General features: G+C 60.7%; 27 protein-coding genes. 14 read left to right on the plus strand and 13 right to left on the minus strand.

The annotated features are described in order from the left end of the window. Positions 1–50: 50 nt before the first annotated feature. Both Q4577_RS09700 and accD read right to left on the minus strand, forming a co-directional pair. Positions 51–1,337: a folylpolyglutamate synthase/dihydrofolate synthase family protein gene (locus tag Q4577_RS09700; RefSeq protein ID WP_303468380.1), complete on the minus strand. Its 1,287-nt coding sequence runs from the start codon at positions 1,335–1,337 to the stop codon at positions 51–53. After that, positions 1,334–2,278: an acetyl-CoA carboxylase, carboxyltransferase subunit beta gene (accD, locus tag Q4577_RS09705; RefSeq protein WP_244687875.1), complete on the minus strand. Its 945-nt coding sequence runs from the start codon at positions 2,276–2,278 to the stop codon at positions 1,334–1,336. Before accD ends, Q4577_RS09700 begins: the two co-directional genes overlap by 4 nt. Before the next feature lie 595 nt (positions 2,279–2,873). On the opposite strand from accD, the gene Q4577_RS09710 reads away from it, so the two are divergent. From Q4577_RS09710 to Q4577_RS09725, 4 genes are all read left to right on the plus strand, one after another. Further along, on the plus strand, positions 2,874–3,428 hold the full coding sequence (locus tag Q4577_RS09710) for a hypothetical protein (protein WP_303567611.1): 555 nt from the start codon (positions 2,874–2,876) through the stop codon (positions 3,426–3,428). 133 nt (positions 3,429–3,561) lie between these two features. Beyond that, positions 3,562–4,335, plus strand: coding sequence for a DUF6478 family protein (locus Q4577_RS09715; protein ID WP_303468382.1), 774 nt, complete (start codon positions 3,562–3,564; stop codon positions 4,333–4,335). A 10-nt stretch (positions 4,336–4,345) separates the two neighbouring features. After that, positions 4,346–4,723, plus strand: coding sequence for a hypothetical protein (locus Q4577_RS09720; RefSeq protein ID WP_244687883.1), 378 nt, complete (start codon positions 4,346–4,348; stop codon positions 4,721–4,723). A gap of 337 nt (positions 4,724–5,060) precedes the next feature. Continuing rightward, on the plus strand, positions 5,061–7,088 hold the full coding sequence (locus Q4577_RS09725; protein WP_303468383.1) for an NADPH-dependent 2,4-dienoyl-CoA reductase: 2,028 nt from the start codon (positions 5,061–5,063) through the stop codon (positions 7,086–7,088). 66 nt (positions 7,089–7,154) lie between these two features. On the opposite strand, the gene Q4577_RS09730 is transcribed toward Q4577_RS09725, so the two are convergent. Continuing rightward, complete coding sequence (locus Q4577_RS09730; protein WP_303468385.1) at positions 7,155–7,505, minus strand: VOC family protein; 351 nt, start codon at positions 7,503–7,505, stop codon at positions 7,155–7,157. 283 nt (positions 7,506–7,788) lie between these two features. Here Q4577_RS09730 and Q4577_RS09735 point away from each other — a divergent pair, with 283 nt between their 5' ends. Further along, positions 7,789–8,694, plus strand: a complete 906-nt coding sequence (locus Q4577_RS09735) for a LysR family transcriptional regulator (protein WP_244687887.1) — start codon at positions 7,789–7,791, stop codon at positions 8,692–8,694. Positions 8,695–8,745: 51 nt separating this feature from the next. Here Q4577_RS09735 and Q4577_RS09740 read toward each other — a convergent pair whose 3' ends face one another. Both Q4577_RS09740 and Q4577_RS09745 read right to left on the minus strand, forming a co-directional pair. Then, on the minus strand, positions 8,746–9,123 hold the full coding sequence (locus Q4577_RS09740; RefSeq protein ID WP_244687889.1) for an HIT domain-containing protein: 378 nt from the start codon (positions 9,121–9,123) through the stop codon (positions 8,746–8,748). 8 nt (positions 9,124–9,131) lie between these two features. Next, positions 9,132–10,709, minus strand: coding sequence for a DUF5928 domain-containing protein (locus tag Q4577_RS09745; RefSeq protein ID WP_303468386.1), 1,578 nt, complete (start codon positions 10,707–10,709; stop codon positions 9,132–9,134). A 139-nt stretch (positions 10,710–10,848) separates the two neighbouring features. On the opposite strand from Q4577_RS09745, the gene Q4577_RS09750 reads away from it, so the two are divergent. Beyond that, positions 10,849–11,667, plus strand: a complete 819-nt coding sequence (locus Q4577_RS09750) for a sulfotransferase family protein (protein WP_303468387.1) — start codon at positions 10,849–10,851, stop codon at positions 11,665–11,667. Positions 11,668–11,795: 128 nt separating this feature from the next. Here the strand turns inward: Q4577_RS09750 and Q4577_RS09755 are convergent, their stop codons facing one another. Together Q4577_RS09755 and nth are read right to left on the minus strand one after the other, a co-directional pair. Continuing rightward, positions 11,796–12,794, minus strand: coding sequence for an adenosine kinase (locus Q4577_RS09755; RefSeq protein ID WP_303468389.1), 999 nt, complete (start codon positions 12,792–12,794; stop codon positions 11,796–11,798). Next, positions 12,791–13,435 carry an endonuclease III gene (nth, locus tag Q4577_RS09760; protein WP_303468391.1) on the minus strand — a complete coding sequence of 215 codons (645 nt, stop codon included), beginning with the start codon at positions 13,433–13,435 and terminating at the stop codon, positions 12,791–12,793. Before nth ends, Q4577_RS09755 begins: the two co-directional genes overlap by 4 nt. 94 nt (positions 13,436–13,529) lie before the next feature. Between nth and Q4577_RS09765 the strand changes: the two genes are divergently transcribed. The 3 genes from Q4577_RS09765 to Q4577_RS09775 all read left to right on the plus strand — a co-directional run bounded on the left by Q4577_RS09765 (position 13,530) and on the right by Q4577_RS09775 (position 15,855). After that, positions 13,530–14,369, plus strand: coding sequence for a bifunctional helix-turn-helix domain-containing protein/methylated-DNA--[protein]-cysteine S-methyltransferase (locus Q4577_RS09765; RefSeq protein WP_303468392.1), 840 nt, complete (start codon positions 13,530–13,532; stop codon positions 14,367–14,369). A gap of 120 nt (positions 14,370–14,489) precedes the next feature. Next, complete coding sequence (locus Q4577_RS09770) at positions 14,490–15,149, plus strand: OmpA family protein (RefSeq protein ID WP_244687903.1); 660 nt, start codon at positions 14,490–14,492, stop codon at positions 15,147–15,149. A 160-nt stretch (positions 15,150–15,309) separates the two neighbouring features. After that, the gene (locus tag Q4577_RS09775; protein ID WP_303468393.1) at positions 15,310–15,855 is read left to right on the plus strand and encodes an NADPH-dependent FMN reductase; all 546 of its coding nucleotides are present in this window, start codon (positions 15,310–15,312) and stop codon (positions 15,853–15,855) included. Positions 15,856–15,932: 77 nt separating this feature from the next. On the opposite strand, the gene Q4577_RS09780 is transcribed toward Q4577_RS09775, so the two are convergent. The 5 genes from Q4577_RS09780 to Q4577_RS09800 all read right to left on the minus strand — a co-directional run bounded on the left by Q4577_RS09780 (position 15,933) and on the right by Q4577_RS09800 (position 21,864). Next, positions 15,933–16,481, minus strand: coding sequence for a DUF3035 domain-containing protein (locus Q4577_RS09780; RefSeq protein WP_336623641.1), 549 nt, complete (start codon positions 16,479–16,481; stop codon positions 15,933–15,935). Between the two features lie 55 nt (positions 16,482–16,536). Further along, the gene (gene lspA, locus Q4577_RS09785) at positions 16,537–17,046 is read right to left on the minus strand and encodes a signal peptidase II (RefSeq protein WP_244687907.1); all 510 of its coding nucleotides are present in this window, start codon (positions 17,044–17,046) and stop codon (positions 16,537–16,539) included. Positions 17,047–17,104: 58 nt separating this feature from the next. Continuing rightward, the gene (gene purH / locus Q4577_RS09790) at positions 17,105–18,703 is read right to left on the minus strand and encodes a bifunctional phosphoribosylaminoimidazolecarboxamide formyltransferase/IMP cyclohydrolase (RefSeq protein ID WP_303468396.1); all 1,599 of its coding nucleotides are present in this window, start codon (positions 18,701–18,703) and stop codon (positions 17,105–17,107) included. Positions 18,704–18,721: 18 nt separating this feature from the next. Continuing rightward, positions 18,722–20,470, minus strand: coding sequence for a heparinase II/III family protein (locus tag Q4577_RS09795; protein WP_303468398.1), 1,749 nt, complete (start codon positions 20,468–20,470; stop codon positions 18,722–18,724). Positions 20,471–20,601: 131 nt separating this feature from the next. Next, positions 20,602–21,864, minus strand: coding sequence for an RsmB/NOP family class I SAM-dependent RNA methyltransferase (locus Q4577_RS09800; RefSeq protein WP_303468400.1), 1,263 nt, complete (start codon positions 21,862–21,864; stop codon positions 20,602–20,604). A 72-nt stretch (positions 21,865–21,936) separates the two neighbouring features. Here Q4577_RS09800 and Q4577_RS09805 point away from each other — a divergent pair, with 72 nt between their 5' ends. Then, the gene (locus tag Q4577_RS09805) at positions 21,937–22,128 is read left to right on the plus strand and encodes a DUF1674 domain-containing protein (RefSeq protein ID WP_244687914.1); all 192 of its coding nucleotides are present in this window, start codon (positions 21,937–21,939) and stop codon (positions 22,126–22,128) included. Between the two features lie 127 nt (positions 22,129–22,255). Here Q4577_RS09805 and dapB read toward each other — a convergent pair whose 3' ends face one another. After that, positions 22,256–23,074: a 4-hydroxy-tetrahydrodipicolinate reductase gene (gene dapB, locus Q4577_RS09810; protein ID WP_244687916.1), complete on the minus strand. Its 819-nt coding sequence runs from the start codon at positions 23,072–23,074 to the stop codon at positions 22,256–22,258. 93 nt (positions 23,075–23,167) lie between these two features. Between dapB and rbfA the strand changes: the two genes are divergently transcribed. The 4 genes from rbfA (at position 23,168) to Q4577_RS09830 (ending at position 25,805) form a co-directional block, all read left to right on the plus strand. Then, positions 23,168–23,563 (plus strand): 30S ribosome-binding factor RbfA, encoded by a 396-nt coding sequence (rbfA, locus tag Q4577_RS09815; RefSeq protein ID WP_244687918.1) that lies wholly within the window; start codon positions 23,168–23,170, stop codon positions 23,561–23,563. Continuing rightward, positions 23,563–24,294 (plus strand): phosphodiester glycosidase family protein, encoded by a 732-nt coding sequence (locus tag Q4577_RS09820; protein WP_303468402.1) that lies wholly within the window; start codon positions 23,563–23,565, stop codon positions 24,292–24,294. The genes rbfA and Q4577_RS09820 overlap by 1 nt, the downstream gene beginning before the upstream one ends. An 80-nt stretch (positions 24,295–24,374) precedes the next feature. Next, complete coding sequence (truB, locus tag Q4577_RS09825; RefSeq protein WP_303468403.1) at positions 24,375–25,283, plus strand: tRNA pseudouridine(55) synthase TruB; 909 nt, start codon at positions 24,375–24,377, stop codon at positions 25,281–25,283. 3 nt (positions 25,284–25,286) lie between these two features. Next, on the plus strand, positions 25,287–25,805 hold the full coding sequence (locus tag Q4577_RS09830; RefSeq protein ID WP_303468404.1) for a DUF1643 domain-containing protein: 519 nt from the start codon (positions 25,287–25,289) through the stop codon (positions 25,803–25,805). Positions 25,806–25,857: the final 52 nt, after the last annotated feature.

The following is a 25,857-nucleotide window of genomic DNA, read 5'->3' on the forward strand; positions in this document are numbered from 1 at the left end:
TGCCGGGGGCTGATGCGCTCTGATCCGGCAAATCCTGATGGGCCAAGGGCTTAGCCGTTTTCGCGCAAGACCGAACCCGCAAGATAAAGCGACCCACAGATCAAGATACGCGGGCCTACACCGTCAGCGGGGCTGTTTCGGGACAACATGCGCAGGGCGCCGGCCACCGAGCCCGCCGTGTTTGCGGTCAATCCGACGGATGTCGCGGCGGCGGCGGTGGTTTCTGCGGGCAATGTGTTGGCCTCGCCGGGGATGGACACAGCGGTCAGGCTGTCGGCAACCGCGGCGAGCGGGCGCAGGTAGTTGGCGATGTCCTTGGTGTTCAACATGCCGCAAATCAGATGGGTTGGCCGTTTCGGCAGCCGTGTCAGATGCGCCGCCAGCGCCTGGCCGGCGGCGGCATTGTGCCCCCCGTCGAGCCACAGTTGCGCATCGGGCACCAGATCGACCAGTGGCCCAGCGGTCAGATGTTGCATGCGCGCAGGCCAGACCGCGTTCGTGACCGCCGCCTCGCAGGCGGGTTCGGCAAAGCCAAGATGGCGCAAGGCCGCCAGCGCCGCGCCGCCATTGTCGATCTGATGCGCGCCGGGCAGATTGGGCAAAGGCAGGTCCAGCAGGCCGCTTTCATCCTGATACACCATGCGCCCGCGTTCTTCGAAGGCATGCCAATGCTGGCCATGGGCGATCAGGGGCGCGCCAAGTTTGGCGGCGGTGGCCTCGATCACCTCCATCGCCTCGTCCGGTTGCGGGCCAACGACACAGGGGACACCGCGTTTCAGGATGCCAGCCTTTTCGGCGGCGATCTTGGCCAGTGTATTGCCAAGGAATTGTTCGTGGTCGATCGAGACCGGGGTGATCACGGTCAATGCCGGCCGGTCAATCACATTGGTGGCGTCCAGCCGCCCGCCAAGCCCGACTTCCAGCAGGGTAAAATCCGCCGGGGTGCGCGCCATGGCCAAAAGCGCAGCACAGGTGGTGATTTCGAAATAGGTGATCGTGTCGCCCGCGTTGGCGACGTAACATTCATCCAGATGGGCGGTGAGTGCATCTTCGGTGATCAGCGTGCCCGCCAGGCGAATGCGTTCGTGAAACCGCGCCAGATGCGGCGACGTATAGGCGTGCACATGTTTGCCCGCAGCCTCGAGCCCGGCGCGGATCATCGCCTGGGTCGAGCCTTTGCCGTTGGTGCCGGCGATATGGATCACCGGTGGCAGATCGCGCTCTGGATGGCCCAAGGCCGCCAAAAGCCGCCACATCCGGTCCAGCGTCAGGTCAATCACCTTGGGGTGCAGCGCCATCATCCGGTCGAGGATGGCGTCGGATTTGGCCGCGCTCATTCCGGGGTGGCAGGCTTTTCCGCCGTGTCCGGCGTCAGCGCCCCGGTGTCGTCCCCTTCGGCGGGCGCGGGCAGGTCGCCTTTGATCTCTGGCGGCAATTGCATCAGCATGCGGGTGATGGTGATCAGCTCGTCGCGCATGTCCTTGCGTCGCGTCACCCGGTCCAACATGCCGTGTTCCAGCAGATATTCAGCGCGCTGAAACCCTTCGGGCAGCTTTTCGCGGATGGTTTGCTCAATCACCCGCTGTCCGGCAAAGCCGATCAGCGCATTAGGTTCGGCAATCTGGACATCGCCCAACATCGCATAAGACGCGGTTACGCCGCCGGTGGTCGGATGGGTCAGCACCACGATATAGGGCAGACCGGCCTCTTTCAGCATCTGCACCGCCACGGTGGTGCGCGGCATTTGCATCAGGCTGAGAATGCCCTCTTGCATCCGCGCGCCGCCCGCTGCGGAAAACAGGATCAGCGGGCATTTCTGGGCCACCGCCCGTTGGGCCGCCGCAATGATCGCATTGCCGACATACATGCCCATCGACCCGCCCATGAACGAAAAATCCTGACCCGCAGCCACGATTGGCGTGCGACCGATTTCGCCCTGGGCGACCAGCATCGCGTCTTTTTCACCGGTTTTCTTCTGCGCCGCCTTCATCCGGTCCGGATAGCGTTTCTGGTCGCGGAACTGCAGCGGATCGGCCAGCACCTCTGGCACGTCAACCTCGTGAAACACGCCGCCATCGAACAGCGCGGCAAAGCGGTCACGTGGCGTGATCGCCATGTGATGGCCACAGGAGGTGCAGACATTCAGATTATCGGCAAGCTCGCGGTGGAACAGCATGGTTCCGCATTCGCTACATTTGGTCCAGAGATTTTCCGGCACCTCGCGGCGCGAGAAGATCGAGTTGATGTGCGGGCGCACATAGTTGGTGATCCAGTTCATGTCCGACCTGTGTTTTGGCCTGATGCAGGCGGTTTCAGCCTGAAATAAGACCCGTGGCCGGGAAATGCAATCAAACCCTTTGCAGGGATGAGCGATAGATCCGCGATGGATGACTGGCGCGGCCGGATTTTGCGGATCCGGCGGGCCAGAGGGATGGCCGGAGGGATGGGGTGGCCGATAGGGTGGGGCGATGGGCCGGGATGTGTTGTGAATGAAACCCTTGGGGTGAAAACAAAAAACGTATGGTTAACGGGACTTGCGGACCCCGGTCTGTCCGGTCAAAATCGCGCGAATGCGTCGGCCTGGCCCTTGGAGAAGGTGTTTTGGCCGACACCACCAAGGGAGGGGCGCTGGCCATTGTGCGGGCCAGCCGGTTTTGCGACGGATGCGGCATAACTCAGAATTTTGGTCCGGGACGCGATTTCGCCAGGGAATTCGGTCAGGGCGTCCCGGTTGGGGGAAATACGCGCTGGTCAGCCTGATCGCGGGCGTCACCCTGGCGGGGTGTGGTTTGGACATCCCAGAGGATGCGCCGCAGCCGGGGTCTGCGTCAGCCGCGAGGCCGCAGTCCAATGCTGGCGGCGGGCTCGGGTTCTTGGCGGCGCTGAATGCGCCCAAATCCGGGACAAAGACCATTGCGCTGCAAACCAAGGTCGCGCTGGCAAATGGCGACGTTATCGTCGATGCACCCGCCGGATGGTGCATCGAGCCAAAGTCGCTGAAGGCGCGCGGGCGCGGCGGCTTTGCGCTTTTGGCGGGCTGTCGGGCGCTGACCGAAGGCAAATCCGGGCCCTTCGTGCCGCCGGGCGCGTTGAGCGTCACGGTCTGGCCCCGCCGCCCGGCGGGCGAGGTGATTGCCACCGACGCCCTGCGTGCCATAATCCCGGATGCGGTGATCCTGGAGCAACAAATGCACAACGGTGTTGTGTTGATGCGCATGCAATCGGGGCAGGCCGCAACCGAGACGGACCTGGGCGAGCCGCATTGGCGGGCGGTGTTTGTACATGGCGGTCACATGGTGTCGCTGGCGGCCTTTGGTCCCAAAAATGGCGAGATCGCCGGCCGGGGCGGCAGCATGTTGCTGGCGGATGTGGCCGCGGGCATTCGCACGGCGCAAAGTGGCGCGGGGGGCAATTCCGGTGACCTCTGACGCAACAGCGCTTGACCCGGCGGGGGCATTCAGGCGTTTGTAGACATTCGGGTGTTTGTAGAATTGTAAGGAATTTCAGCAAGACTGCGTCATCTCAGCGTGGAATTGCATAGCGGGTGGACAGGCAGGGGTCATGGCACGGCGGTCAGGCAGTATCTTGGAACGGATCGGGCATCGCTCGACATTGAAACGCTGGCGTGCGGCGGTCCTGGGCGCGGCCGAAGCCGATTTGCCACGCCTTCGAAAACAACGCAAACAGGCCCGGCGCTTGCGCCATCACCTGAATGAATTGTTGTATATCGCGGAAAATCGTCTGGCCCTGCCCGCCATCGACAGCAATGCGATTTCCGCCCCCCATGACAGCGATTGGATCTGGCGTCCGGAATTGTGGCGTGGGCCCTTGCCGATACCGGGGCTGGTTTCGGTGGAGACCGGCGCGCAAATGGGCGCGGAATTGACCGTGTTCCACGATTGCGCCGAATCCGAACTGACACTGCGGCAGCTACGCAATACGCGTAAATCTGATCTCGCACCGTTTGGCGTGCGTATGGATGTGTTCCGGTTTGACGGCTCTTACCTGTCGGTGGCGCTGGATCTTCCGGAACCGGCGGTTGACGGGCTGACGCGGGCCCATGTGATCCGCATGGAGTTCTTGATTGAAATGGAACGCCCGTTGGAAATTTTTGCCCGGTTGAACATCAAAAGCGGGCCAAATACGGAAAAGATCGTGCGGGAATTGCCGCTGACATCCGGTGATCGGCATGTGGAATTTGATCTGGCCTATTCCAAGATGAACGAAAAACGTATCGACAATGCCTGGATCGACCTGATTTTCGAAGGGCCGCAGATGAACCAGGTGGTGATGCGCGATCTGACGTTCAGTCGCCGGCTGCGAGCCCAGATATAAGGAATGTGCCATGTCTGAACTGACGCTGACCAAGACCCGGTTTTTCGAAGGTGTTTGGGAAGGGGTGCTGCGTGACCGCGCGCCCGGCGCGGGCGACCCGTCGATCAAGGTAATGTACGGGGACCGCGCGCTGGATGGCATCAAGCTCAGCAAAGAGGGCGAAACCGGCACGTGGCAGGTGCGGTTTCGGATACCCCCGGCACTTCTGAGCGAGGGCAGCCATACCATCGTTTTTACCGATGCCGGGAACGGTGATGTGCTGGAAAGTTTCTCGCTTATGGCGGGAGAGGCGCTGGGCGATGACATCCGCACTGAGGTTGATCTCTTGCGGGCGGAGCTGGATTTGCTGAAACGGGCGTTTCGCAGTCATTGCCGCGAGGCGGGGTAAGCCCCCCACCACAAAAGTCCACAGGTTTGATTTCATGCTGCGTTTCCATCCCGGGATCGGCATCTGGGCCGCCCGGGACCGGATCTTCGGACACCTGTCTATGTTTGGGTTACGGGGCGGGGGCAGTTGCCCAAAGGCGATGCAATTGATGGCAAAATCGGACCTGGCTAGCAAAGCCGCAGTGTCATCGGTGCTGACGCCGCCGATTGAGGGTGCTGTGGCGTCATGGGCCAGAGACGCCACTGGCAATTCTATCGGCGCGCTGTGACCCAACGTTCCGCGTGACAATTCCACGGCCATCGGGTGACCTCGCACCAGCAAGAGGAGGCCGCCAGATATGACCAGCTACCCCAATATGTTCCGCCCGCTCGACCTTGGGCATACGGTGTTGAAAAACCGCGTGCTGATGGGGTCGATGCACACCGGGTTGGAAGAAACCAAGGACTGGAACCGGGTGGCCGAGTTTTATGCGGCGCGGGCGCGTGGCGGGGTTGGGTTGATGGTCACTGGCGGCATGGCCCCGAACCGCGAAGGTGGGGTTTTCCCCGGCGCGGCGGGGCTGTTCACGCCGGACGATATTGCCAATCACCGCAGTGTCACCGACCGGGTGCATGACGCGGGGGGCAAGATTGCGATGCAGATCCTGCACGCGGGACGTTATGCCTATGGTCCCGAATGTGTCGCGCCCAGTGCGATCAAATCGCCGATCTCGCCCTTCCCCCCCAAGGAGTTGGACGAAGACGGCATCGAAAAACAGATCGCCGACATTGCCACCGCCGCCGCCCGCGCCCGCGAGGCCGGCTATGACGGAGTCGAGGTGATGGGCAGCGAAGGCTATTTCATCAACCAGTTTCTGGTCGCCCATACCAACAAACGGACGGACCGTTGGGGCGGCAGCTATGAAAACCGGATGCGGTTGCCGATCGAGGTGGTGAAACGCGTGCGCGCCGCCGTGGGCGCGGATTTCATCGTGATCTACCGGCTGTCGATGATCGACCTGGTGCCCAATGGGTCGACCCATGACGAGGTTGTGCAACTCGCCCAAGAGATCGAGGCCGCTGGTGCCGACATCCTTAACACCGGTATCGGCTGGCATGAGGCGCGGATCCCGACCATCGCCACCTCAGTTCCGCGTGCGGCCTTTGCCTGGGTCACCAAGAAACTGATGGGCAAGGTTGGAATTCCGATCATCACCTCGAACCGGATCAACACGCCTGCGGTGGCGGAAGAGGTACTTGAATCCGGATGTGCGGATATGGTGTCGATGGCACGACCATTCCTGGCGGATGCGGATTTTGTCGCCAAGGCGGCGGCGGGGCAGGGGGATCGCATTGCGCCTTGCATTGCCTGCAATCAGGCCTGTTTGGACCATACATTCAGCGGCAAGATTTCGAGCTGTCTGGTCAACCCGCGCGCCTGCCATGAAACTGAATTGGTGATCGCGCCTGCGGAAACGGTAAAATCGCTGGCGGTTGTGGGTGCGGGTCCGGCTGGGCTGTCGGCGGCGCTGACGGCGGCGGATCGCGGACATGCGGTGACATTGTTCGATCAAGCGGATGAGGTCGGCGGCCAGCTCAACATGGCGAAACGTATCCCCGGCAAAGAGGAGTTTGTCGGGCTGGTCGAATGGTACAAGACCATGCTGGCGCAATCCTCGGTGACCCTGCGGTTGGGTGCGCGGGTGACTGGCGACGATCTGGCGGGATTTGACGAGGTCATTCTGGCCACCGGCGTCGCGCCCCGTGATCCGGGCATCGCAGGGCAGGATGGGCCCAATGTCCTCAGCTATATTGATGTGCTGCGCGGTGGGACTGTGGTTGGCCAGCGGGTGGCGATCATTGGGGCCGGTGGCATTGGCTTTGATGTCGCGGAATATCTGGTCGAGGCGCTGCCATCGCCAACCGAAGATACAGAGGAATGGAAACGGCAGTGGGGTGTTGGTGACCCGGCGTTGACACCGGGCGGGCTGGCGGCCGCAGGACCACAGCCCGAGGCACCGCAACGGCAGGTGACATTGTTGCAGCGCAAGGCGGAACGCCCGGGCAAGCGGTTGGGCAAGACCACCGGCTGGATTCACCGCGCGACGTTAAAGATGAAACAGGTCGAGATGCGGGCCGGGGTGAACTATGAGCGGATCACCGATGCTGGCCTTTGGGTGTCGCGCGGCGAAGCACGCGAAAACCCGGAGCTTCTGGAAGTGGACACCATCGTGATGTGCGCCGGTCAGGTGCCGGAACGAACGCTTGTCGATGATCTGGCGGCACGCGGGATCACCGCACATGTTATTGGCGGCGCGGATGTCGCGGCGGAACTGGATGCAAAACGCGCGATAAACCAAGGCACGCGGCTGGCGGCGGACCTATAAGGCAGGCATCTCCGGTGCCGCGCGCGTACCTTGGGCGCGCGCACCAAATTCCCCGCCTTCATGACCCTAGGCCGGTTCCCACAATTCGATGGCATTCCCGTCCGGGTCGTGAATGCGGGCAAACCGACCGATTTCCGGCTCATCCCATTCGGCGCGGGTTTCCACCGCGATGCCCGCCGCCCTCAGTTGGGCGGTCATCGCATCCATATCTGCAACGCGCAGGTTCAACATGACCTGTTGCGACGTCGGAAAGTAGTCGCTTTCCTTGCGAAAGGGGGCAAACACCGTTGGTCCGGCGGGTTGCGCCCAAACCGACATGCCGGTGTCGATGCCAAGATGTGTCGTGTACCAGGCCGCCAATGCATCCGGGTCTGAAGACCGAATAAAGACGCCGCCAATTCCAGTTACTTTTTCCATCCAACTTACCTCAGATTATAGAATAATTAATAAAGCTTACCGCTTTACCCAGGGTCATTCAGGGATTATTTCCGTTGGAAAACCGGGGTTTTCCTTATGAAAACAAGGGGCTTGGGTATGACGACGGCCCATCCGGGCAAGGCCGGTTTCTGTGCGGCGGCTTGTTTCTTGTTTTCGCACAGTTAACCAAATACCGCCTTATTGTCAGTCCTCGGCCCAGATGCTGCCCGAATTCAAATCCATAAACGATCTGTGGAGTAACTTTTATATCGAGGAATATTTTATGGACCGTCTGACAGAAATGGAAGCGTTTGCCACAGTGGTCGATCAAGGCGGGTTCACCGATGCGGCGCGAAAGATGGGGATTTCGAAATCCGCCGTGTCCAAACATGTATCCTCGCTCGAAGCGCGTTTGGGTGCGCGGCTGTTGAATCGCACCACCCGCCGCGTCAGCCCCACCGAAATTGGCCTGGCCTACTATGACCGGGCACGGCGTGTGCTGAACGACGCGGGCGAGGCAGATGCGCTTGTCACGTCGATGCAATCGGCGCCTTCGGGATTGCTGCGTATTTCTGTCGCGACCGACTTCGGCGTCAATCACATGTCACCGATTTTGGGCGACTTCCTGTCTGAATTCCCCGATATCACCGTCAACATGGTGCTGAACAATCGTTATGTCGAACTGATTTCCGAAGGTTTCGACATGGCCGTGCGTATCGGAGAGCTGGAAGACAGCACGCTCCGCGCCCGCAAGCTGACCGAGACCACCAAACGCATGATCGCCAGCCCGGCCTATTTCGAAAAATATGGCCGCCCGCAACGGATTGACGATCTGAACGAACACAAGCTGCTGCATTATTCCAACCAATCCAGCGGCAATGTCTGGAAGGTCACGGCCCCCTCTGGCGAAAAACGTCAGGTGCGTACCGCCGGTTGGCTGAGCGTCAATGACGGGCAATCGCTTCTGAACGCCGCTGTTGCCGGGCTGGGCATCGCGTATCTTCCGTCCTACCTGTATGCGGATGCAATGGCGCAGGGTCTGGTCATGGATGCAATTCCCGACCTGCCAAACGAGACCCAAGGCATCTACGCGGTCTACCCGCCGGGCCGGTTCACCCAGCCCAAGGTGCGTGCCTTTATTGACTTTCTGGTGCATTCCTTTGCCGACAAAGGCCCGACGGAATGGTAAGTCAAATCAAGTAAGGTATTGGAAAGGCGGGAGTGTTCCCGCCTTTTGCCGTTATGCCGGGTTCAGCATCCGGCCCAGCGACCGCCCGCCCAGAATGTGGACATGAAGATGTGGCACCTCTTGGACGCCGTCACGACCGGCATTGGCGATCATGCGAAATCCGCCGCCCTGATCCAGCGAAACACCACAGATCTTGGCGACCGCCCCAATGCTGCGGACGTAATCGGTGATTTCGGCTTCACTGGCCTCCGTCGCAAAGTGGTCAAAGCTGACATAGGCGCCTTTCGGGATCACCAGAACATGTGTCGGCGCCTGGGGGGTGATATCCTTGAACGCGAGTGAATGTTCGGATTCAAATACCGGTTCACTGGGAATTTCGCCCCGCAGGATACGGGCAAAAATGTTCTGGTCGTCATAGGCATATGCCATGGCAGTCCTCAATCAGCAAAAAGTTTGTCGGTTAGGGCGATTTCCAGTGACGTTTCTGGCGTCGCCTGAAGAAATTCTGCAAGCGCCAGGGCCTTGACCTCTGGCGGGTCGCTTTCGCGCATCATGCTGTGATTTACAAATCCGGCATCGCGGATCTGGTTGCTTTCAAACGCCAGATCGTTGCGAATTGTCGGCAACAGCCGTTTCAAGGCATCGGGTTTTGTGCGCTCTCCGGCCAGACCCACACGTTGGGCATGGCCGACAAGGTAGCTGTCGGAAAAGTCGCATTCGACCTCCAGCATACGGGTCACAGACCGGTCCCCGTAAAAATCCTGCAACAAATCGACATTTGCGGGGTCGAGGCAGATGACCAAACGGTTGGTATCGAAATTGTCGAACAACATGCGCAGCAAGGCCCGTCGATGGCGGTGGCGCTTGTCCATTGTGGTCTGAATACCGCCCAGATCCGGCAGCGGGCAGCTGTTTTCGTTGAACAAATATTCGACCGCGGGAATATTCGTCAGCTGCTGAATGCGGGACACCAGACGTTTGGCCACATGCCATTTCTTGCACACCACAATCAGCATTTCGCGGTTTCGCCCAAGCGAGCCTTCATTTTCCCAGAAGCGTGGTGCGAAACGGCGGCCATCGCGGCCCCGTCCCGCCAGAAAATGATAGAGCCCGCGCCCCTCGTTCGAGATCTGAAATTCTGCCCCATCCGAAGAGTAAAGCACCCCAAGCCGCCGCTTCAATTCATGCGCATCGGCGCTGATCTTGCGGGTGAACAGAAAATCCTGGCTGAGCAACAGGTCATAATGGTCATTGTGAAAATTGACCGGCATGCCGTAGTCGGAGAATATCAGAAACGTTAGCGTGCGGCTGCGAATTTCTTCTTCCGGCACCAGATGCCGCACCAGGGTTTGGAAAAATGTCTCGTCCGGAATCCAGGTGGTGGCGAAAAATCGCATCACATCCCGGCGTTTCCGGGTGAAATCTAAAATCCATTCGATTGTGCGACGGCGCAGGCACCACCATTGGCTGCCGATCATGATCTGCAGATCCGCCGGAATCTCACGCTCCAGCCTCAGCTTCTTTTGCAGGTTCATTGCCGCGTAAAACAGCGTTTTGTTTTGCCGTTCGTTGAAGTAATGGCGGTAGATCAGCCGCTCTGCCTGAATTCCGGTCTTGATCCAGTCGCTTTCGAAAAAATCAAAACTTTCGATAAAGTCGGCGTCGTTTTCATCAAGAAATTCATGCACATACTCGGCCGATTTGATCGGCATGCAATCGCCGGACAGCATGTAGAAATGCGTCGCTTCCGGAAACGCTTCGACCGCCGCTTCGATGGCGTAAAGGGTGGCCTGCACCAGGCTCCATTCCCCCCAACCGCATTTGAGCCGCCGCTTCGCAAAGGTGACATGTTCATTTCCATCCAAAGCGGCACGGATCTGGTCATAATATGCTTTTGGGGCGCGGGCATCAAAATGCACCGACAGATAATCGCCGCGTGCGGTCAGCCGCTGGGCCTGTTTGATTATGGCCTCCGGATCCTTGTGACACAGCAATATGAAGGCGATTTTGGCCATTACTTTGTGTGATTTCCCCCACGATTATGCCGCAGTATCAGGTTAAGGCTGAATTTCCATTGAATAAACAGGCTTTATTACGAAATTCAATCCAGCGTATAGTCGCTGAAAAGCAAAAACCGGCAGGAGGCAGAACACAGTGGGCTTTCCAGGCACTTGGATGACAGAAAGTGAGAGCGTGGTGTACCGCGTGGTGCCGAAATGTGCCTGCTCGACCATCGGTCAGATCCTGTATTATTCCGACCATGGCGCGTTTTATGATGGCGACATCCATGATGCGACGCAGGGGCTGCACAAATGGGCGCGCGAAGAAAGCCAGCAGGTGATCAACGCCAACGTCAAGATGCATCAGGCCTATGCCTTTACCTGTGTGCGCAACCCCTATACCCGCATCCTGTCGTCGTTCTTTGACAAGATCTGTGGCATCCAACGCAACGGCAACCGGTATCGCGGCAATTTGGTGCCGATGCTGATCCAGAAATACGGGATCGAGGTTGGCGGTGACGATGGCAAAGGCGAATTCGACCAGATCGCCAGCTTCCGCCGCTTCCTGTTGTTTGCCCGGGATACGATTCGCTGGCGCCAACCGATGGACCCCGACATCCATTGGTCCGCCACCTCGGGCCATGTGTCGACCTTTATCGCCAACGGTGGCCGGTATGATCGGATCATCTGGACCGAAAAGTTCAACGAGGGCATGAGCCAGGTGCTGGATGCGATCGAAACGCCGCATGCGATAAATCTGGATGACATTCCACGTTTCAACGAATCCGAAGGTCACGGACCAAAGCGGCTGCATCCGGTCGAGGATTATTTCGACGATCTGTCGATGCATCTGGTCTATGAAATGTACAAACGGGACTTCGATCTCTTTAAATATGATGTCGCCAACCCGGCGAACAAACAGCCGGTGGATGAGATCGACCTTGACGAGGTGCATGCGAAGCTGGGGGAATAGCGCCTGATCCCACAGCCTGCCGATGCATATCCGTCGCAGTCCCGGACCTGATCCGGGACCTCATATCAATTTTGTCGACCAGGAGGCCCCGGATCATGTCCGGGGCTTGCTGTTCGCAGCTGGCGATATCAGCCTGCTTCGCTGAGGCCGGCCGCTTCGAACACCTGCTTCAATTCGGTCTCCGCGCGTGGCCCGATGTGGCGGATCACTTCGCCTGCGACGGTACAGCCCATGCGCCCGGCCGTTTCCATATCCTGCCCGGTCACCAGACCATAGAGAAAGCCGGCCGCAAACCCGTCACCCGCGCCCGTGGCATCGACCGGCGTGATCTTTTGCACGCCAACATCCGTGCGCACGCCATCGGCAATGATCGTGACCCCGTCACCTGACCGGGTACAGGCCACCAAGGGACAGATGGCCGCCACCTTCTCCAGCGCGGCATCCAGATCGTCAGTCTCATATAGGGATTTGATTTCAGCGGCGTTGCCGATCACGTAATCCAGTTCGTGTTCGATCAGGTTCAGGAAATCGGCGCGATGGCGATCCACACAGAACGGATCGGAAATCGCAATGCCAGATTTGCCACCCGCGGCACTACAGGCGCGCGCCATGCGGATGAACGCCTGTTTGCTTTTGTCCTTGTCGAACAGATAACCTTCGAGAAACACCACCTCGGCATTGCGCGCGACGTTTTCGTCGACGTCATCCGGGCCCAGATCGGCAGAGATCCCCAGATAGGTGTTCATCGACCGCTCGCCATCCGGCGAGACAAAGATCATGCTGCGCGAGGTCGGCAGATCGCCGCCCGGCACCGGCGCGTTGACATAGGCCGTGCCGGCCTTTTCCATCGCATCGGCATAAAACCGCCCCAGCGCATCGTCATGCACCCGGCCGACAAATGCCGTGCGCAGCCCCAGATTGCCGATGCCCGCCAGCGTATTGGCGACCGATCCGCCCGCCGCCTGTTTGCGTTCACCCATCGCACCATAAAGCATTTCCGCGCGATCCTTTTCGATCAGCTGCATGATGCCCTTCTGGATGCCCATATGATCGAGAAAGCTGTCGTCGGCCTGGGTGATCACATCGACCACGGCGTTGCCGATACCGACAACCTGATAGGTTTTCATAGGTTCTTGTCCTCAAATTCACAGAGATCGCGGATCAGGCAGGTGCCACATTGTGGCTTGCGCGCCTTGCAATGATACCGCCCATGCAAAATCAGCCAGTGATGCGCATGTTGTTGGAAATCCACCGGGATATTATCCTCGATGGCGCGTTCGACGGCGTCGACATCCTTGCCCGGGCAAATGCCCGACCGGTTGCCAACGCGAAAGATATGGGTATCGACGGCCTGTGCCGGATACTGCCACCACATGTTCAGCACCACATTCGCCGTCTTGCGCCCGACGCCGGGGAGCGAGATCAGCGCCGCGCGGCTGTTGGGCACCTCGCCGTCGTAGTCTTCGACCAGAATGCGCGACAGTTTGATGACGTTCTTGGCCTTGTTGCGGTACAGCCCGATGGTCTTGATATGCTCGATCAACGCCTCTTCGCCGAGATCCAGCATCTTCTGCGGCGTGTCGGCGATTTTGAAAAGCTCTTTGGTGGCCCTGTTGACCCCCACATCGGTGGCCTGCGCCGAAAGCGCCACGGCCACCACCAGCGTATAGGCGTTGACGTGGTCCAATTCGCCCTTTGGCACGGCCTCGGCGGTTTGGAACCGTTCAAAGATCGCGCGGATCGTATGATAATCAAGCTGTTTTGCCATATGCGCTCTATGGCCCAGGTGGACGCTATGCGCAACATTCGGGTCGCGGTCGCGGGGCCAGATGTCTAGATTACGGGCAAAGGAGATCAGCCCCATGACGGACCAGCAAGACGGATACCACTATCACATCATGCGCCGTGCGATTGATCTGATCGACGCCAGCGACACGCCCCTGACGCTGGATGCTTTGGCGGGCGAAATGAATATGAGCCCGGCCCATTTTCAGCGGCTGTTTTCCAAATGGGTGGGGGTGTCCCCCAAACGGTATCAGCAATATCTGGCGCTGGGCCATGCCAAGTCCTTGTTGCGCGAGCGGTTTACCACGTTGGAGGCCGCGAATGGTGCGGGCCTGTCCGGCGGTGGGCGATTGCACGACCTGTTCCTGCGGTGGGAGGCGATGAGCCCCGGCGAATACGCCAATGGTGGCGCGGGGCTGACGCTTTATTGGGGGTGGTTTGACAGCCCCTTTGGCCGTGCCCTGGTGATGGGCAGCGACAAGGGGATCTGCGGATTGGGGTTCGCGGCGGAAACCGGCGACGGCGAATGCATGCGCGATCTCTGTGGCCGCTGGCCGACGGCGGAATTCGTCGAATCGCCGGAACGGTTGGCCCCTTGGGTGCGCGCCGCATTTGGCGAGGTGGCAGGCGCAGAAACGCCGCTCTATCTGATTGGTGCCCCGTTTCAGATCAAGGTATGGGAGGCGCTGTTGGCCATCCCGTCGGGCCATGTCACCACTTATTCCGAAATTGCCCAGTCCATCGGCAATCCGCGTGCTGTGCGCGCGGTCGGCACGGCGGTCGGGCGCAATCCGATTTCCTGGCTGATCCCCTGTCACCGGGCCTTGCGCAAATCCGGCGGCTTGGGCGGCTACCACTGGGGCTTGCCGGTCAAACGCGCGCTGCTGGCCTATGAATCCGCGCGGGCAGAGGCGTAATTCCGCCCTGCAGCGACCTTCCGCCGATTCCCCCTTGCACGAAGGTTTGAACATGCGCAGAGTCCCGCCTGATATATAGAACAACGCGACGCAAAGACCGTGTATCTTATGAGGCAAAACATGATTCTTCGACTGAACAAATCCCTTCTTTTGGTGTCCGCGGCAACCGTCGCATTGGCAGCTTGCACAACCGACGGTCCGAACCAGAACCAGAAAGCCCGCCAAGGCGCGGTTATTGGTGGTCTGGCCGGTGCGGCAGCGGGCCTGATTGCCGGCGGCAATGAGGTGGAAAAACGCAACCGGATCATCGGCGGTGCGGTTCTGGGCGCCGGCGCTGGCGCGGTGATCGGCAACAAGCTGGACCAACAGGAAGAAGACCTGCGTGCCAGCCTGCAAAATGGCAATGTCACCATCAACAACACCGGCGACCGTCTGATCGTCACACTGCCGAACGACATTTTGTTCGCTGTGGATGACGCGACTGTGCGTCCTGACCTGCAACGCGATCTGCGCGCCATGGCGGGCAACCTTCAGGCCTATCCGAATTCCACGGTGCAAATCGTCGGCCACACCGACAGCGATGGTGATGCCGGCTACAACCTGGCGCTGTCGCAGCGTCGCGCACAATCGGTGGCCAATGTGCTGACCGCTTCTGGCGTGTCGTCGGGCCGGATTCAAACCATTGGTCGCGGCGAAGATCAGCCGATTTCCGATAACCTGACGCCAGAGGGCAAGGCCCGCAACCGTCGGGTAGAGATTGTGATCCTGCCCAACGCGTAAATCAGCAGCCCTTTGAATAGCAAAAGCCCCGGCGCGGTCATCGCGAACCGGGGCTTTTCATTTTTGGCGATGCTTGATGGCGCACAGTGGATATGTGCCCATGCCCCTTGCCATGTGGTGCAATCACATCCAACTTTGCACTGTCAGAGAAAGGGGCGATATGCCGATGAAGCTATTGGGAATATCCGGGGCGTTGCGGGCAGAATCCTCCAACCGGAAATTGATGTTAGAAGCGGCGCGCCTGTTTGGTGACTGCGACTTCATCGAAGCGGACCTGCATCTGCCGCTGTATGATGGCGATGTGGAAGACCGGGGTATTCCAGCCGAAGTGCAGCGCCTGGCCACCCAAATCGCCGCGGCGGATGCGGTGGTGATTTCCGGGCCAGAATATAACAAAGGCATTTCCGGCGTGTTGAAAAACGCCCTGGATTGGGTCAGCCGAACCGAGGGCGCGCCCTGGGCCGACAAGCCTGTGGCCATCATGTCGTCAGCCAGCGGTCGATCTGGCGGCGAACGCACGCAGACCATGCTGCGGTCTTGTATGGTGGCGTTTCGGCCAAGGATCTTGCAGGGACCAGAGGTACTGTTGGCGCAGGGCCGTCAGCAATTCGACGGGGCCGGCCGTTTGATCAACGAACGGACAGAAAAGTCTTTGGGTGATTTGATGGCAGCATTGCGAAACGCCGCTCAATCCAAAGCGGCCTAGCTGCCGCAATCCCCGGAAACGCAGCGCCCCGAAACGCAACAGCATGCTGCTGAAAGGTTATCCCTTCAGCCGTGCAATCAATTGGAACCGGGTGGCACCGCGGAGGGCGTGCGCGCACCGGCGCGGCGATAGGCACGTAGCACCAGATAGGGATCAATCGCCTGACGGCGGTAAGCGTCGTAATATTGATCTTCACGCATGATCTGCCAGGTGAAAAGCGACGCCCGTTTGCGGAATTCCAGATCCTCGGCGGCCAGTTGAGCCCGAATGCCGGTGTTCACACCCTGACGCGAGGCATAGGTCACCAATGCGCCGTCCCCTGCACCAACCCCAGCACCGCGCGGGGTGGCGCGATTGCCGTCTCCGCCCAAGGCGGCGACCGCATCTGCTTCGGGTGTCAGGTCCGTGCGGTTGTTGCCGCCCGGTGTCGGGGTCGGCAGCGCGGCAAAGCTCTCGGGTGTTTCCAGCGGCTTGGCGGGCACAATGGCGAATTCTTCCGGGCCATCGCCACGCACACGCAATTCGTGCAGACCAATATCGCGATTTCCACAGGCGGCAAGACCGACCATCAGGGCCAGCAACACACTCAGCTTTGCAATCGGATTTGCAATGCGCGGCATCGTCATACGTATCTTCTCCACCTGCTCTCTGGCCAAGACTTAACGGAATCCTTGGCCAAGGTCACGTGCCCTTTTTGCGCGGGCGTTTGTCGTTGCCGGAACCATGTCCCGCATCATTCCCAGAAAACAGCACCAGCCCAAATGCCCCGGCAAAGACCGCAATATCCGCCAGATTGAAGGCATAAGGGTTTTCCAGACCGCAACAGGACATGTTGAGGAAATCCGCCACCGCGCCATAGATCGCCCGATCCACGACATTGCCCAGCGCGCCACCAATCAGCAAACCGGCAGAAATTCGCCCGATCCGCCCCGGCGGGTCACGCCAGACCCAGACAATCACCACCCCGACAATGCCCAGTGCAATTGAAATCAACACCAGCCGGGCCAGGTCTGTATGGCCGGAAAACAGGCCAAAGTTGATGCCTGAATTCCACGCCATACGCAGGTTGATGAAGGGCGGCCAAACGTCGATTTCACCCAAGGTGCGCAGGTCCAGCAGATGCACCACAACATATTTGCTGATCTGATCCAGCAAAAAGACCCAGATTGCTGCCCAAAAAATTGTGCGCATCTGTGTGCTGCGTTGTGTGCCTGCCATACCTGCTCTGCCTTCTGCCGCTATCCCGGGCTTAGTGCCGGAAATGGCGCATTCCTGTAAAGACCATGGCCAATCCGGCCTCATCCGCCGCCGCAATCACATCTGCGTCGCGCATTGATCCGCCCGGTTGAATGACTGCGGTTGCCCCGGCCGCTGCGGCCTCCAGCAACCCGTCAGGGAAGGGGAAGAACGCATCCGACGCCACGGCCGAGCCTTGGGTCAACGGTGTCTCCAATCCCATGGCCTCGGCCATACGCTCGGCTTTTTTCGCGGCGATCAATGCGCTGTCCAGACGGCTCATCTGGCCGGCGCCCACACCCACGGTCGCGCCATCGCGGACATAGACAATGGCGTTGGACTTCACGTGTTTTGCCACTTTCCAGGCAAACAAAAGATCAGCCATCTGCGCATCGGTCGGCGCCAGTTTGGTCACCACCTTCAGATCGTCCAACCCGACATAGCCGACATCCTTGTCCTGCATCAGGAAGCCGCCGGCCACCTGGCGCATCACCTGACCGCCCACTTTGACATCAGGCAAGCCTTCGGTGGTCAACAGACGCAGGTTCTTCTTCTCTTTGAAAATACGCATTGCGCCGTCGCTGGCACCGGGCGCGATCACCACCTCGGTGAAAATACCGGTGATTTCCTGCGCGGTTTCTTCGTCCAGCGGTTGGTTGAACGCGACAATCCCGCCAAAGGCCGAGGTCCGGTCACAATCAAATGCCGACTTATAGGCGTCAAGCAGGGTTGTGCCACGGGCCACGCCACAGGGGTTGGCATGTTTGATGATCGCACAGGCCGGACCTGCCTCTGGGGCAAATTCCGCCACCAGCTCGAACGCGGCGTCGGTGTCATTGATGTTGTTATAGGACAATTCCTTGCCCTGATGCTGCACGGCTGTCGCGACGCCGGGGCGCTCTGTGCCATCGCTGTAGAACGCCGCTTTCTGATGGGGGTTCTCACCATAGCGCAGGGTTTGTTTGACCTGACCGGCCACTGCACGGCGGCGCGGGGCGACCTCGCCCAGGGCATCCGCCATCCAGGACGACACCGCCGCATCATAGGCCCCGGTGCGGGCATAGGCGGTCTGCGCCAGACGCTGACGGAAGGCATAGGATGTGGCACCGGAATTGGCATTCAGCTCCAGCAGCAGCGCTTCGTAATCCTCGACATCCACCACCGTGGTGACAAAACCGTGGTTCTTGGCCGCCGCGCGGATCATCGCCGGGCCGCCAATGTCGATATTTTCGATACAGGTGTCGTAATCCGCGCCCTTGGCGACGGTTTCCTCAAACGGATAGAGGTTCACCACCAACAGGTCGATTGCGCCGATCCCGTGTTCCTCCATGGCCGCCACATGGTCGGCATTGTCGCGCAGCGCCAGCAACCCGCCATGCACGCCGGGATGCAAGGTCTTGACCCGGCCATCCATCATTTCGGGAAAGCCGGTCACATCCGCCACATCACGCACCGTCAGCCCGGCATCGCGCAGGGCCTTGGCCGATCCGCCGGTCGACAGCAATTCAACCCCGCGCTCATCCAGCGCACGGCCAAGGTCGATCAACCCGGTCTTGTCGGATACGGAAAGGAGGGCGCGCCGGATCGGCACGAGAGGGTTTGCATCGGTCATGGTTTCGGGGTCCTGCGGTCAGCTGTCAAAATCGAATTCGTCGTCCCGGGTCAGGTCTCTGGTTGCCACGGCTGTGTCATGCGCCTTGGCCAAAGACCACCGGATGCGGGTCGCATAGCCCATTGCCCGGTGAGATAAAACGATCTGTTTCGTCGCGCGGGGCCGCAATCGCCCGGATTCCAGATAAACCGAGGGTTCCAGCGACATTTCGACCGTGCCTTCGTGGCGAAAAACCCATATTTCCCCGGATCGCAGCGCCAATGACACCGCCATGCCGCCCATGTCGACCTCGGCGTCGACATCGGGATGCAAATGAAACCTTGCGTGATAGGGCACGCCGGATGTCCCGGCGGCGGCCAGAACCCGGTCGAATCGCTTCTTGTCCGGCGCTTTCAACGCCAGCAACATGTCTTCGCCCACCAGACCACGGCCATCAAAGGTCATTTCCAGGATGCGCGCATGGGTCAACCCATGGGTCGAAACATACCCATCATGCCCGGCCTCAAGCTTTAGCCCATCCGGCATCTGGCCGATTTCCACCGGCACCTCCCGCGGGGCATCTTCCAGCATTTCGCGCCGTGCGCCGCCAACCCGGCCTTCGCGACCCAATCGGGCGCTGGAGTAGCCTTCCAACGCCAAGGTGGAATGTGACGGCGTGGCCCGACCGGCCCGCCGCCAATCTTCGCCAAAGAACGCCCCGGACCCACAGCTGACAATCAGCGGTCTGCGCCCGGAGGTCACCTCGAACGCCAGGGTCGAGGCATGGGCGTTGAACGATGCTGCGCCTTCGGGCGGTGGGCTGGCGTCCACAATTACCGAGGTACGCCCCGCCGACAGCCGGGCAAATCCCATGGCCAGCCCCTCGGCCCCACGGCGCACGCCGGACGCCGACAGCGCCTGATCCAGCCGCCCGTCAATGCCGCGTCCGCCGCCATGAAACCGTGCCAACCCGCCGTCACTGTGGCGCAACGCCCGCAGCGTCGGGGCAATGCGGGTGATGGCGGCCTGATGCGCCGGGGCAATCATGTTCCCGGTCTCTTCCAGCGCCGCCGCCGCCCAGGTCAGCAGGGTGAACACCTCAAGCAGCTCTTCGGGGTTGCGGGTGGGAATGCCGCCTTGTTCATCAATCTGATTGCTGCATTCGCGCGCCAGTGCGTTTTTGGCCGAGGCAGTGAATTCCTCCATCCCGCGCAGGCTTAGCCCCGCATAAAGCAGGCCGGTCAGCGCCTCGAACCGGGGCAGGCCGGGGGCCGCCTTGGACCAGCGCCGTCCAAGAAACAGGGTCTGATGCGCCAGCGATTTGAAAAACCGATCGGAATGCTCGGCCTCCAGCGCGCGCAACAGGAAAATAGCATGATGGGTCCAACGCACCAACCGCCGCCCCGCCAGATCCGGGGTCCAGCCCGGCCCCGAGCCGTTGCCATAGCGTTCGATCCACCCCAAAAGCCAGCGTTGCGCCACATTGCGCGCCCGCATGTCCCCCACGGCGGCCAGATCATCAAGCCAGCCAAAGCCATGAATTTGTTCGACAAAGGCCCCGTCGGGCGGCTCTATGTCCCAGAGCATGGCGTCGTCAGCCTCGATCAAATGCCCGGCAAACATCAGGTTTCCGGCAATCAACTGGCGTCCGCGATTGAAACTGCCGATGGTGCGTGGCTCTGGCTGGGACACAAATGCCGTGGCCGCACGCCCGCGCGCGGCCAACCGGGCATGAACCCGGTGCATCAGGCGCGTGCGTCGCGCTGACCAGCTTTCGTTCTCGGACATATGCTCTGCCTCATCCGCACTTTGCGCGCGGCATTTCGCCAATCATACCCGCCAGATCGGGCAAAGTCACCTTGGAAAAATCATTCCCCCGGCGGTTCTGTTGCCCGGTTGGCGCAGGATGGCAGCCGGGCTCAGCGGCTCAGGCAGGCCATATAGAAACCGTCCATCCCGCCACGTTCTGCCCAGTAGTCCGGCCGCAGGCGAACGCCCCCTTCGCTGCTGCGCCATTCCTTCTCGATACCGGGCAGATCAAATGCCTCTGGCACAACCCGCAGCCCCGGATGACGTTCCAGCGCCTCGTCAATCTGGCTTTCACCTTCGTCCGGCAAAAGCGAACAGGTGCAGTAAATCAACCGCCCGCCGGGCTTCAAAAGGGTCAGCGCATGGTCGATCATCGCGGCCTGCAATTCGATCAGCCCGCCAATCTCGGCCCCGTCGCGCGCCAGCGGAAGGTCGGGGTGGCGTCGGATCGTGCCGGTCGCCGAACAGGGCGCATCCAGCACAATCGCATCAAATGTCCCCTCAAATGCCAGCGCATCCGAGGCCACGATCGCTGCCGTCAGGCCGGTGCGTTGCAGGTTTTCGCGCAACCGTCCCAATCGGCTCTCCGAGATGTCCAATGCGGTCACATCCGCGCCGCCCGCCGCCAGCTGCAATGTCTTGCCGCCCGGCGCGGCGCACATATCCAGCACCTTCAACCCGGAAACATCGCCCAATCCACGCACAGGCAGGGCCGCCGCCGCATCCTGAACCCACCATGCGCCCTCGGCAAAGCCGGGCAAGGCGCTGACTTGGCCCGGGTTGGTCAGCCGCAATGACCCCGTGGGCAAAACCTCTGCCGCAAGATCCGCAGCCGGACCTTGATCCCAATCCCCGGCCTTCAGGCTCAGGTCCAGCGGCGCCCCGGCAAAATGCACCACTTCCATGGCCGCCACCGCGTCGGCGCCCCAGGCCTGAACCAGCGGCTGACGCAGCCATTTCGCCAGTCGCGGCACCCGCAATTCCGCCCATTTTTCCGCGCCCTCGGTGGCCACCTTGCGCAGGACCGCATTGACCAAGCCACCATAACTGGCGGTCCGTTTGCCCCGGCGCACATATTCGACGGCCTCGTTGACCACACCATGGGCATCCCCGCCCTGACACAGCTCAACCGTGGCCAATCGCAGCACATTGCGCACCGCCAGCGGCGGCATTTTGCGCAAATAGGGCTTCACCACCCGGTCGGCCCGTTCCAGCCCGCGCAGGGTTTCCAGGGTCAACCGCAAGGCCCGTGCGCGATCGCCTGGTTCCAACCGCTGATGCTGCGGCGCACCGGTCAATTCCGACAAAAGCCGCCGGTCATTCAGCACCTGGCCCAAAAGCCATAACGCGCCCTGTCGTGCCGATCCTGCCATCTGCGACCTCCAGCCCGCTTGCCCATAAGAATTCAGCGCGTATATCTAGGCTCAAGCCGTGAGGAAAGCCAAATGTCTGAAACCGAAACAGAACGCCGCGCCAAATTGCCCGAAGCCGCCCGTCGCGCGCTGGAAGAGGCCGATGCCCGCCGCATTGAAGCAGCCAAAGCCGACCCACTGCCAACGGAACTGGGCGGGCGCGATGGCCCCGAACCGGTGCGCTATGGCGATTGGGAGAAAAAGGGCCTCGCCATCGACTTCTGATGCGGAACGGGTCCTTCTTCTGTTCACAAATATCCCGGGGTTTGGGGCAGCGCCCCAAGGCCTGCGTGGCCTGAACGCAGGTGACCCTGACCGGGCTTTGACTGGGCCTTGACTGGGCCTTGAAACCCTACTGGCCCAGTCCCAGCACGTCGATCATGTCATATTCACCCGGGGCCCGGTCCTGTCCCCAGAGCGCGGCTTTCAATGCGCCACGGGCAAAGACCGACCGGTCACTGGCGACATGGCGCAGCGTGATGCGTTCGCCGGCGGCGGCAAACATCACGTCATGCTCACCGACAATATCGCCACCGCGAATCACGGCGAACCCGATATCGCCCTTCTTTCGTGCGCCGGTAATGCCATCGCGGCCCCGGTCAGAGACCTCGGCCAGCTCGACGCCGCGCCCCTTGGCGGCGGCCTCTCCCAGCATCAACGCGGTGCCTGATGGTGCGTCGACCTTGCGGTTGTGATGCGCCTCGATCACTTCGATGTCATAGTCGTCATCCAATGCGCGGGCGACTTTCTCGGCCAATACCGTCAAAAGGTTCACACCCAATGACATATTTCCGGCCCGCACGATCACCGCATGCCGCGCGGCGGCCTTGATCCGGGTCAGGTGGCTTTCCTCCATCCCGGTGGTGCCAATCACATGGCAAAGCCGTGCCTGCGCGGCCAGCGCCGCGAATTCCACTGTGGCATCCGGGGCGGTGAAATCAATCACCGCCTGTGCTTTGGCAAAGGCCGCAAGCGGATCATCGCTGACCACGACCCCCAGATCCGCGCCGCCCATGGCTGCGCCGACATCGCGGCCGATCCAATCGTGCCCTTCACGTTCCAGGGCCGCGACCAGATGCATCTTGTCACTGGCACAGACGGTGCGGATCAACATCTGGCCCATGCGGCCAGAGGCCCCAGTGATCACGATTCCGGGAATGGGTGCGGTCATTTCATTGTCTCCTTGGCCTTATCGCATGGCCGTCTTCACATACCCCGCGTTGCACGTCTTGGCAAAGCCCCTGCGAAAGCGTATCTGGCAGGTATGGCCAAGAATACTTTTCATGACGGGCAAGGCCCATCGCAACGTCAGCTTCGCGTCGGCGAGCTGATCCGGCGTACATTGTCCGAGGTGCTGATGCGCGGTGATGTGCATGACCCCGACCTCAACCGTATTTCGATCACGGTGGGCGAGGTGCGCACATCCCCCGATCTGCGAATCGCCACTGTCTATGTCTGCCCCCTGGGCGGGCAGGGCGGGGACGAGGTCGTGGCGCTGCTGGCGCGCAACAAAGGTGAGTTGCGCCATCTTGTCAGCAAGCAGCTGACCTTGAAATTCGCGCCTGACCTGCGGTTTCGGCTGGATGACACGTTTGACCGGATGGACGACACCAGACGTCTGTTCGAAAGGGACGACGTGCGGCGCGATCTGGACGATTGATGTTTCGGGCGCTGGCTGTTGCATTTCTGATTGCGCTGTCGTCACAGGCGGTGGCGGTCACCTGCGAAAACCAACGCCACGACGGCAATCGGTTCACGGTTTGCGCGGTTGATCCTGTCACGGAAAACCTGCGGCTGTTTCGCGCCGACGAAAATGGCGCGCCTTATGGGCATTTTTCCAAACTCGATACGGCCCTGCGCAACCGGGGCCAGTCGCTGAGTTTTGCGGTCAACGGCGGCATGTATCATACTGATCGCGCGCCGGTTGGCCATTATATCGAAGATGGCCAAGAGGATATGCGGGTTGTCTCGAACGCGGGTCCGGGCAACTTCGGGCTGCTGCCGAACGGGATTTTCTGCATCACAGCCGACCGGGCGCGGGTGTTTGAAACACTCGACTATCTGGCGCGGACGCCGCAGTGCGACCATGCCACCCAATCCGGCCCAATGCTGGTGATCGACGGGGCCCTGCACCCCGCGTTCCTGCGCGACAGCACGTCCCGTAACATCCGCAACGGCGTCGGCGCCACCCGTGATGGCAAGCGCGCGGTGTTTGTGATTTCCAACAATTCCGTCACCTTCTGGGAATTTGCCAGCTTCTTTCGCGATGTGCTGAAGCTGCCAAATGCGCTGTTTCTGGATGGAAACATCTCGCGCATGTATGCGCCGGATATCGGGCGCAACGATCTTGGCTTTGCCATGGGGCCGATTATCGCGGTTGTCGCGCCGTAGCCGACATTTGGCGGACGCCCTATTGACGGGACCCGCGCCGTTACTTATCCCGCCCGTTCTGATGACAATCCGGGGACGACATGGGACGCAAACGCAAGGGACGCGACATTTCTGGCTGGCTGGTGGTGGACAAACCCGCCGGGCCGACCTCGACCGCTGTGGTGAACAAGATCCGCTGGGCGTTCGAGGCCAAGAAAGCCGGGCATGCCGGCACGCTCGATCCTGAGGCCACCGGGCTTTTGGCGGTGGCGCTGGGCGAGGCGACCAAAACCGTGCCTTTTGTGACCGATGCGATGAAAGCCTATGAATTCACCGTGCGCTGGGGCGCGGCGACCAACACCGATGATGCCGACGGCGAGGTGATTGAAACCTCGGACAGCCGACCGACGGATGATCAGATCAAGGATGCGCTGGGCCAATTTGTCGGCGACATCGAACAGGTGCCGCCACAGTTTTCCGCCGTCAAGATCGACGGTGAACGCGCCTACAAGCTGGCCCGCGATGGCGAAGCCGTGGACATCGCGGCCCGCCCGCTTTGGGTTGAGGAACTGCTGCTGGTTGATCGGCCCGATGCCGATACTGCGGTTTTTGAAATGACGTGTGGCAAAGGTGGCTATGTGCGGTCCATCGCGCGCGATCTGGGGCGGGTTCTGGGCTGTTTGGGGCATGTTGTGACCCTGCGCCGGATCTGGTCCGGGCCGTTTGACCTTGAAAACGCCGTGACGTTGGAACAGGTCGAGGCGCTGGCGCGCACGGCGGAAATCGACGCCCTGTTGCTGCCGTTGGAAACCGGATTGCAGGACCTGCCAGAGGTGCATTGCGGGGTCGAGGCGCTGACCCGGCTGCGCAATGGCAATCCAGCCGAGGTGACCGGCGGCAATGCCGAATTCGGCGACACGGTCTGGGCCAGCCATCAGGGGGTTCCGGTGGCGGTCGGCGAATACCGCGCGGGCAAGATTCAGCCGTCGCGGGTGTTTGTCCTCGATTAAGGCATGGTCGTCCGCAAAACCCACGAAGCCGAGGATTGCAGGTCCGAGGCGGTTTATTCCGATTGCGGGCTTTATCGGTATCGGTTGCGCCGCAGCTGGGATGTGACGGCGGGGCAGGTGGCTTTTGTCATGCTGAACCCGTCGACCGCAAACGAGAAGGTGAACGATCCGACAATCGCGCGCTGCGAAAGACGCGCGCGTCTGTTGGGGTATGGCGGATTGGACGTGGTCAATCTTTTTGCGTTTCGCGCAACCGACCCCAAAGACCTGCGCGCGGCGCCCGAACCGATCGGGCCGGAAAACGATCAGTTTCTGGCTGACGCCTTTGCCGCGGCGGATATTGTCCTGGCGGCCTGGGGTGTGCATGGGCGGCTGCACGATCGTGACAGCGCGGTGCTGCCGCTTCTGAATGTTGCATCGGGCAAATTGTTTACACTGGGATTGACCCGTCACGGGCTGCCACGGCACCCGCTGTATGTGTCCTATGGCCAGAAACCCGAACCCTGGCAGGCCGGGTTCTAACCGACATTAACCACCTGCCGGTAAAGGATTTGACCGAACGGGGCGCCGGGAA

The organism is Marinovum sp. 2_MG-2023, assembly GCF_030548265.1.
GTDB lineage: Bacteria > Pseudomonadota > Alphaproteobacteria > Rhodobacterales > Rhodobacteraceae > Marinovum.

Coding starts and splice junctions, on each gene's coding strand:
- Q4577_RS09700 (WP_303468380.1), bottom strand. CDS start 1,337: ATGAGCGCGGCCAAATCCGACGCCATCCTCGACCGGATGATGGCGCTG.
- accD (WP_244687875.1), bottom strand. CDS start 2,278: ATGAACTGGATCACCAACTATGTGCGCCCGCACATCAACTCGATCTTC.
- Q4577_RS09715 (WP_303468382.1), top strand. CDS start 3,562: ATGGCACGGCGGTCAGGCAGTATCTTGGAACGGATCGGGCATCGCTCG.
- Q4577_RS09720 (WP_244687883.1), top strand. CDS start 4,346: ATGTCTGAACTGACGCTGACCAAGACCCGGTTTTTCGAAGGTGTTTGG.
- Q4577_RS09725 (WP_303468383.1), top strand. CDS start 5,061: ATGACCAGCTACCCCAATATGTTCCGCCCGCTCGACCTTGGGCATACG.
- Q4577_RS09730 (WP_303468385.1), bottom strand. CDS start 7,505: ATGGAAAAAGTAACTGGAATTGGCGGCGTCTTTATTCGGTCTTCAGAC.
- Q4577_RS09735 (WP_244687887.1), top strand. CDS start 7,789: ATGGACCGTCTGACAGAAATGGAAGCGTTTGCCACAGTGGTCGATCAA.
- Q4577_RS09740 (WP_244687889.1), bottom strand. CDS start 9,123: ATGGCATATGCCTATGACGACCAGAACATTTTTGCCCGTATCCTGCGG.
- Q4577_RS09745 (WP_303468386.1), bottom strand. CDS start 10,709: ATGGCCAAAATCGCCTTCATATTGCTGTGTCACAAGGATCCGGAGGCC.
- Q4577_RS09755 (WP_303468389.1), bottom strand. CDS start 12,794: ATGAAAACCTATCAGGTTGTCGGTATCGGCAACGCCGTGGTCGATGTG.
- nth (WP_303468391.1), bottom strand. CDS start 13,435: ATGGCAAAACAGCTTGATTATCATACGATCCGCGCGATCTTTGAACGG.
- Q4577_RS09765 (WP_303468392.1), top strand. CDS start 13,530: ATGACGGACCAGCAAGACGGATACCACTATCACATCATGCGCCGTGCG.
- Q4577_RS09770 (WP_244687903.1), top strand. CDS start 14,490: ATGATTCTTCGACTGAACAAATCCCTTCTTTTGGTGTCCGCGGCAACC.
- Q4577_RS09775 (WP_303468393.1), top strand. CDS start 15,310: ATGCCGATGAAGCTATTGGGAATATCCGGGGCGTTGCGGGCAGAATCC.
- Q4577_RS09780 (WP_336623641.1), bottom strand. CDS start 16,481: ATGACGATGCCGCGCATTGCAAATCCGATTGCAAAGCTGAGTGTGTTG.
- lspA (WP_244687907.1), bottom strand. CDS start 17,046: ATGCGCACAATTTTTTGGGCAGCAATCTGGGTCTTTTTGCTGGATCAG.
- purH (WP_303468396.1), bottom strand. CDS start 18,703: ATGACCGATGCAAACCCTCTCGTGCCGATCCGGCGCGCCCTCCTTTCC.
- Q4577_RS09795 (WP_303468398.1), bottom strand. CDS start 20,470: ATGTCCGAGAACGAAAGCTGGTCAGCGCGACGCACGCGCCTGATGCAC.
- Q4577_RS09800 (WP_303468400.1), bottom strand. CDS start 21,864: ATGGCAGGATCGGCACGACAGGGCGCGTTATGGCTTTTGGGCCAGGTG.
- Q4577_RS09805 (WP_244687914.1), top strand. CDS start 21,937: ATGTCTGAAACCGAAACAGAACGCCGCGCCAAATTGCCCGAAGCCGCC.
- dapB (WP_244687916.1), bottom strand. CDS start 23,074: ATGACCGCACCCATTCCCGGAATCGTGATCACTGGGGCCTCTGGCCGC.
- rbfA (WP_244687918.1), top strand. CDS start 23,168: ATGGCCAAGAATACTTTTCATGACGGGCAAGGCCCATCGCAACGTCAG.
- Q4577_RS09820 (WP_303468402.1), top strand. CDS start 23,563: ATGTTTCGGGCGCTGGCTGTTGCATTTCTGATTGCGCTGTCGTCACAG.
- truB (WP_303468403.1), top strand. CDS start 24,375: ATGGGACGCAAACGCAAGGGACGCGACATTTCTGGCTGGCTGGTGGTG.
- Q4577_RS09830 (WP_303468404.1), top strand. CDS start 25,287: ATGGTCGTCCGCAAAACCCACGAAGCCGAGGATTGCAGGTCCGAGGCG.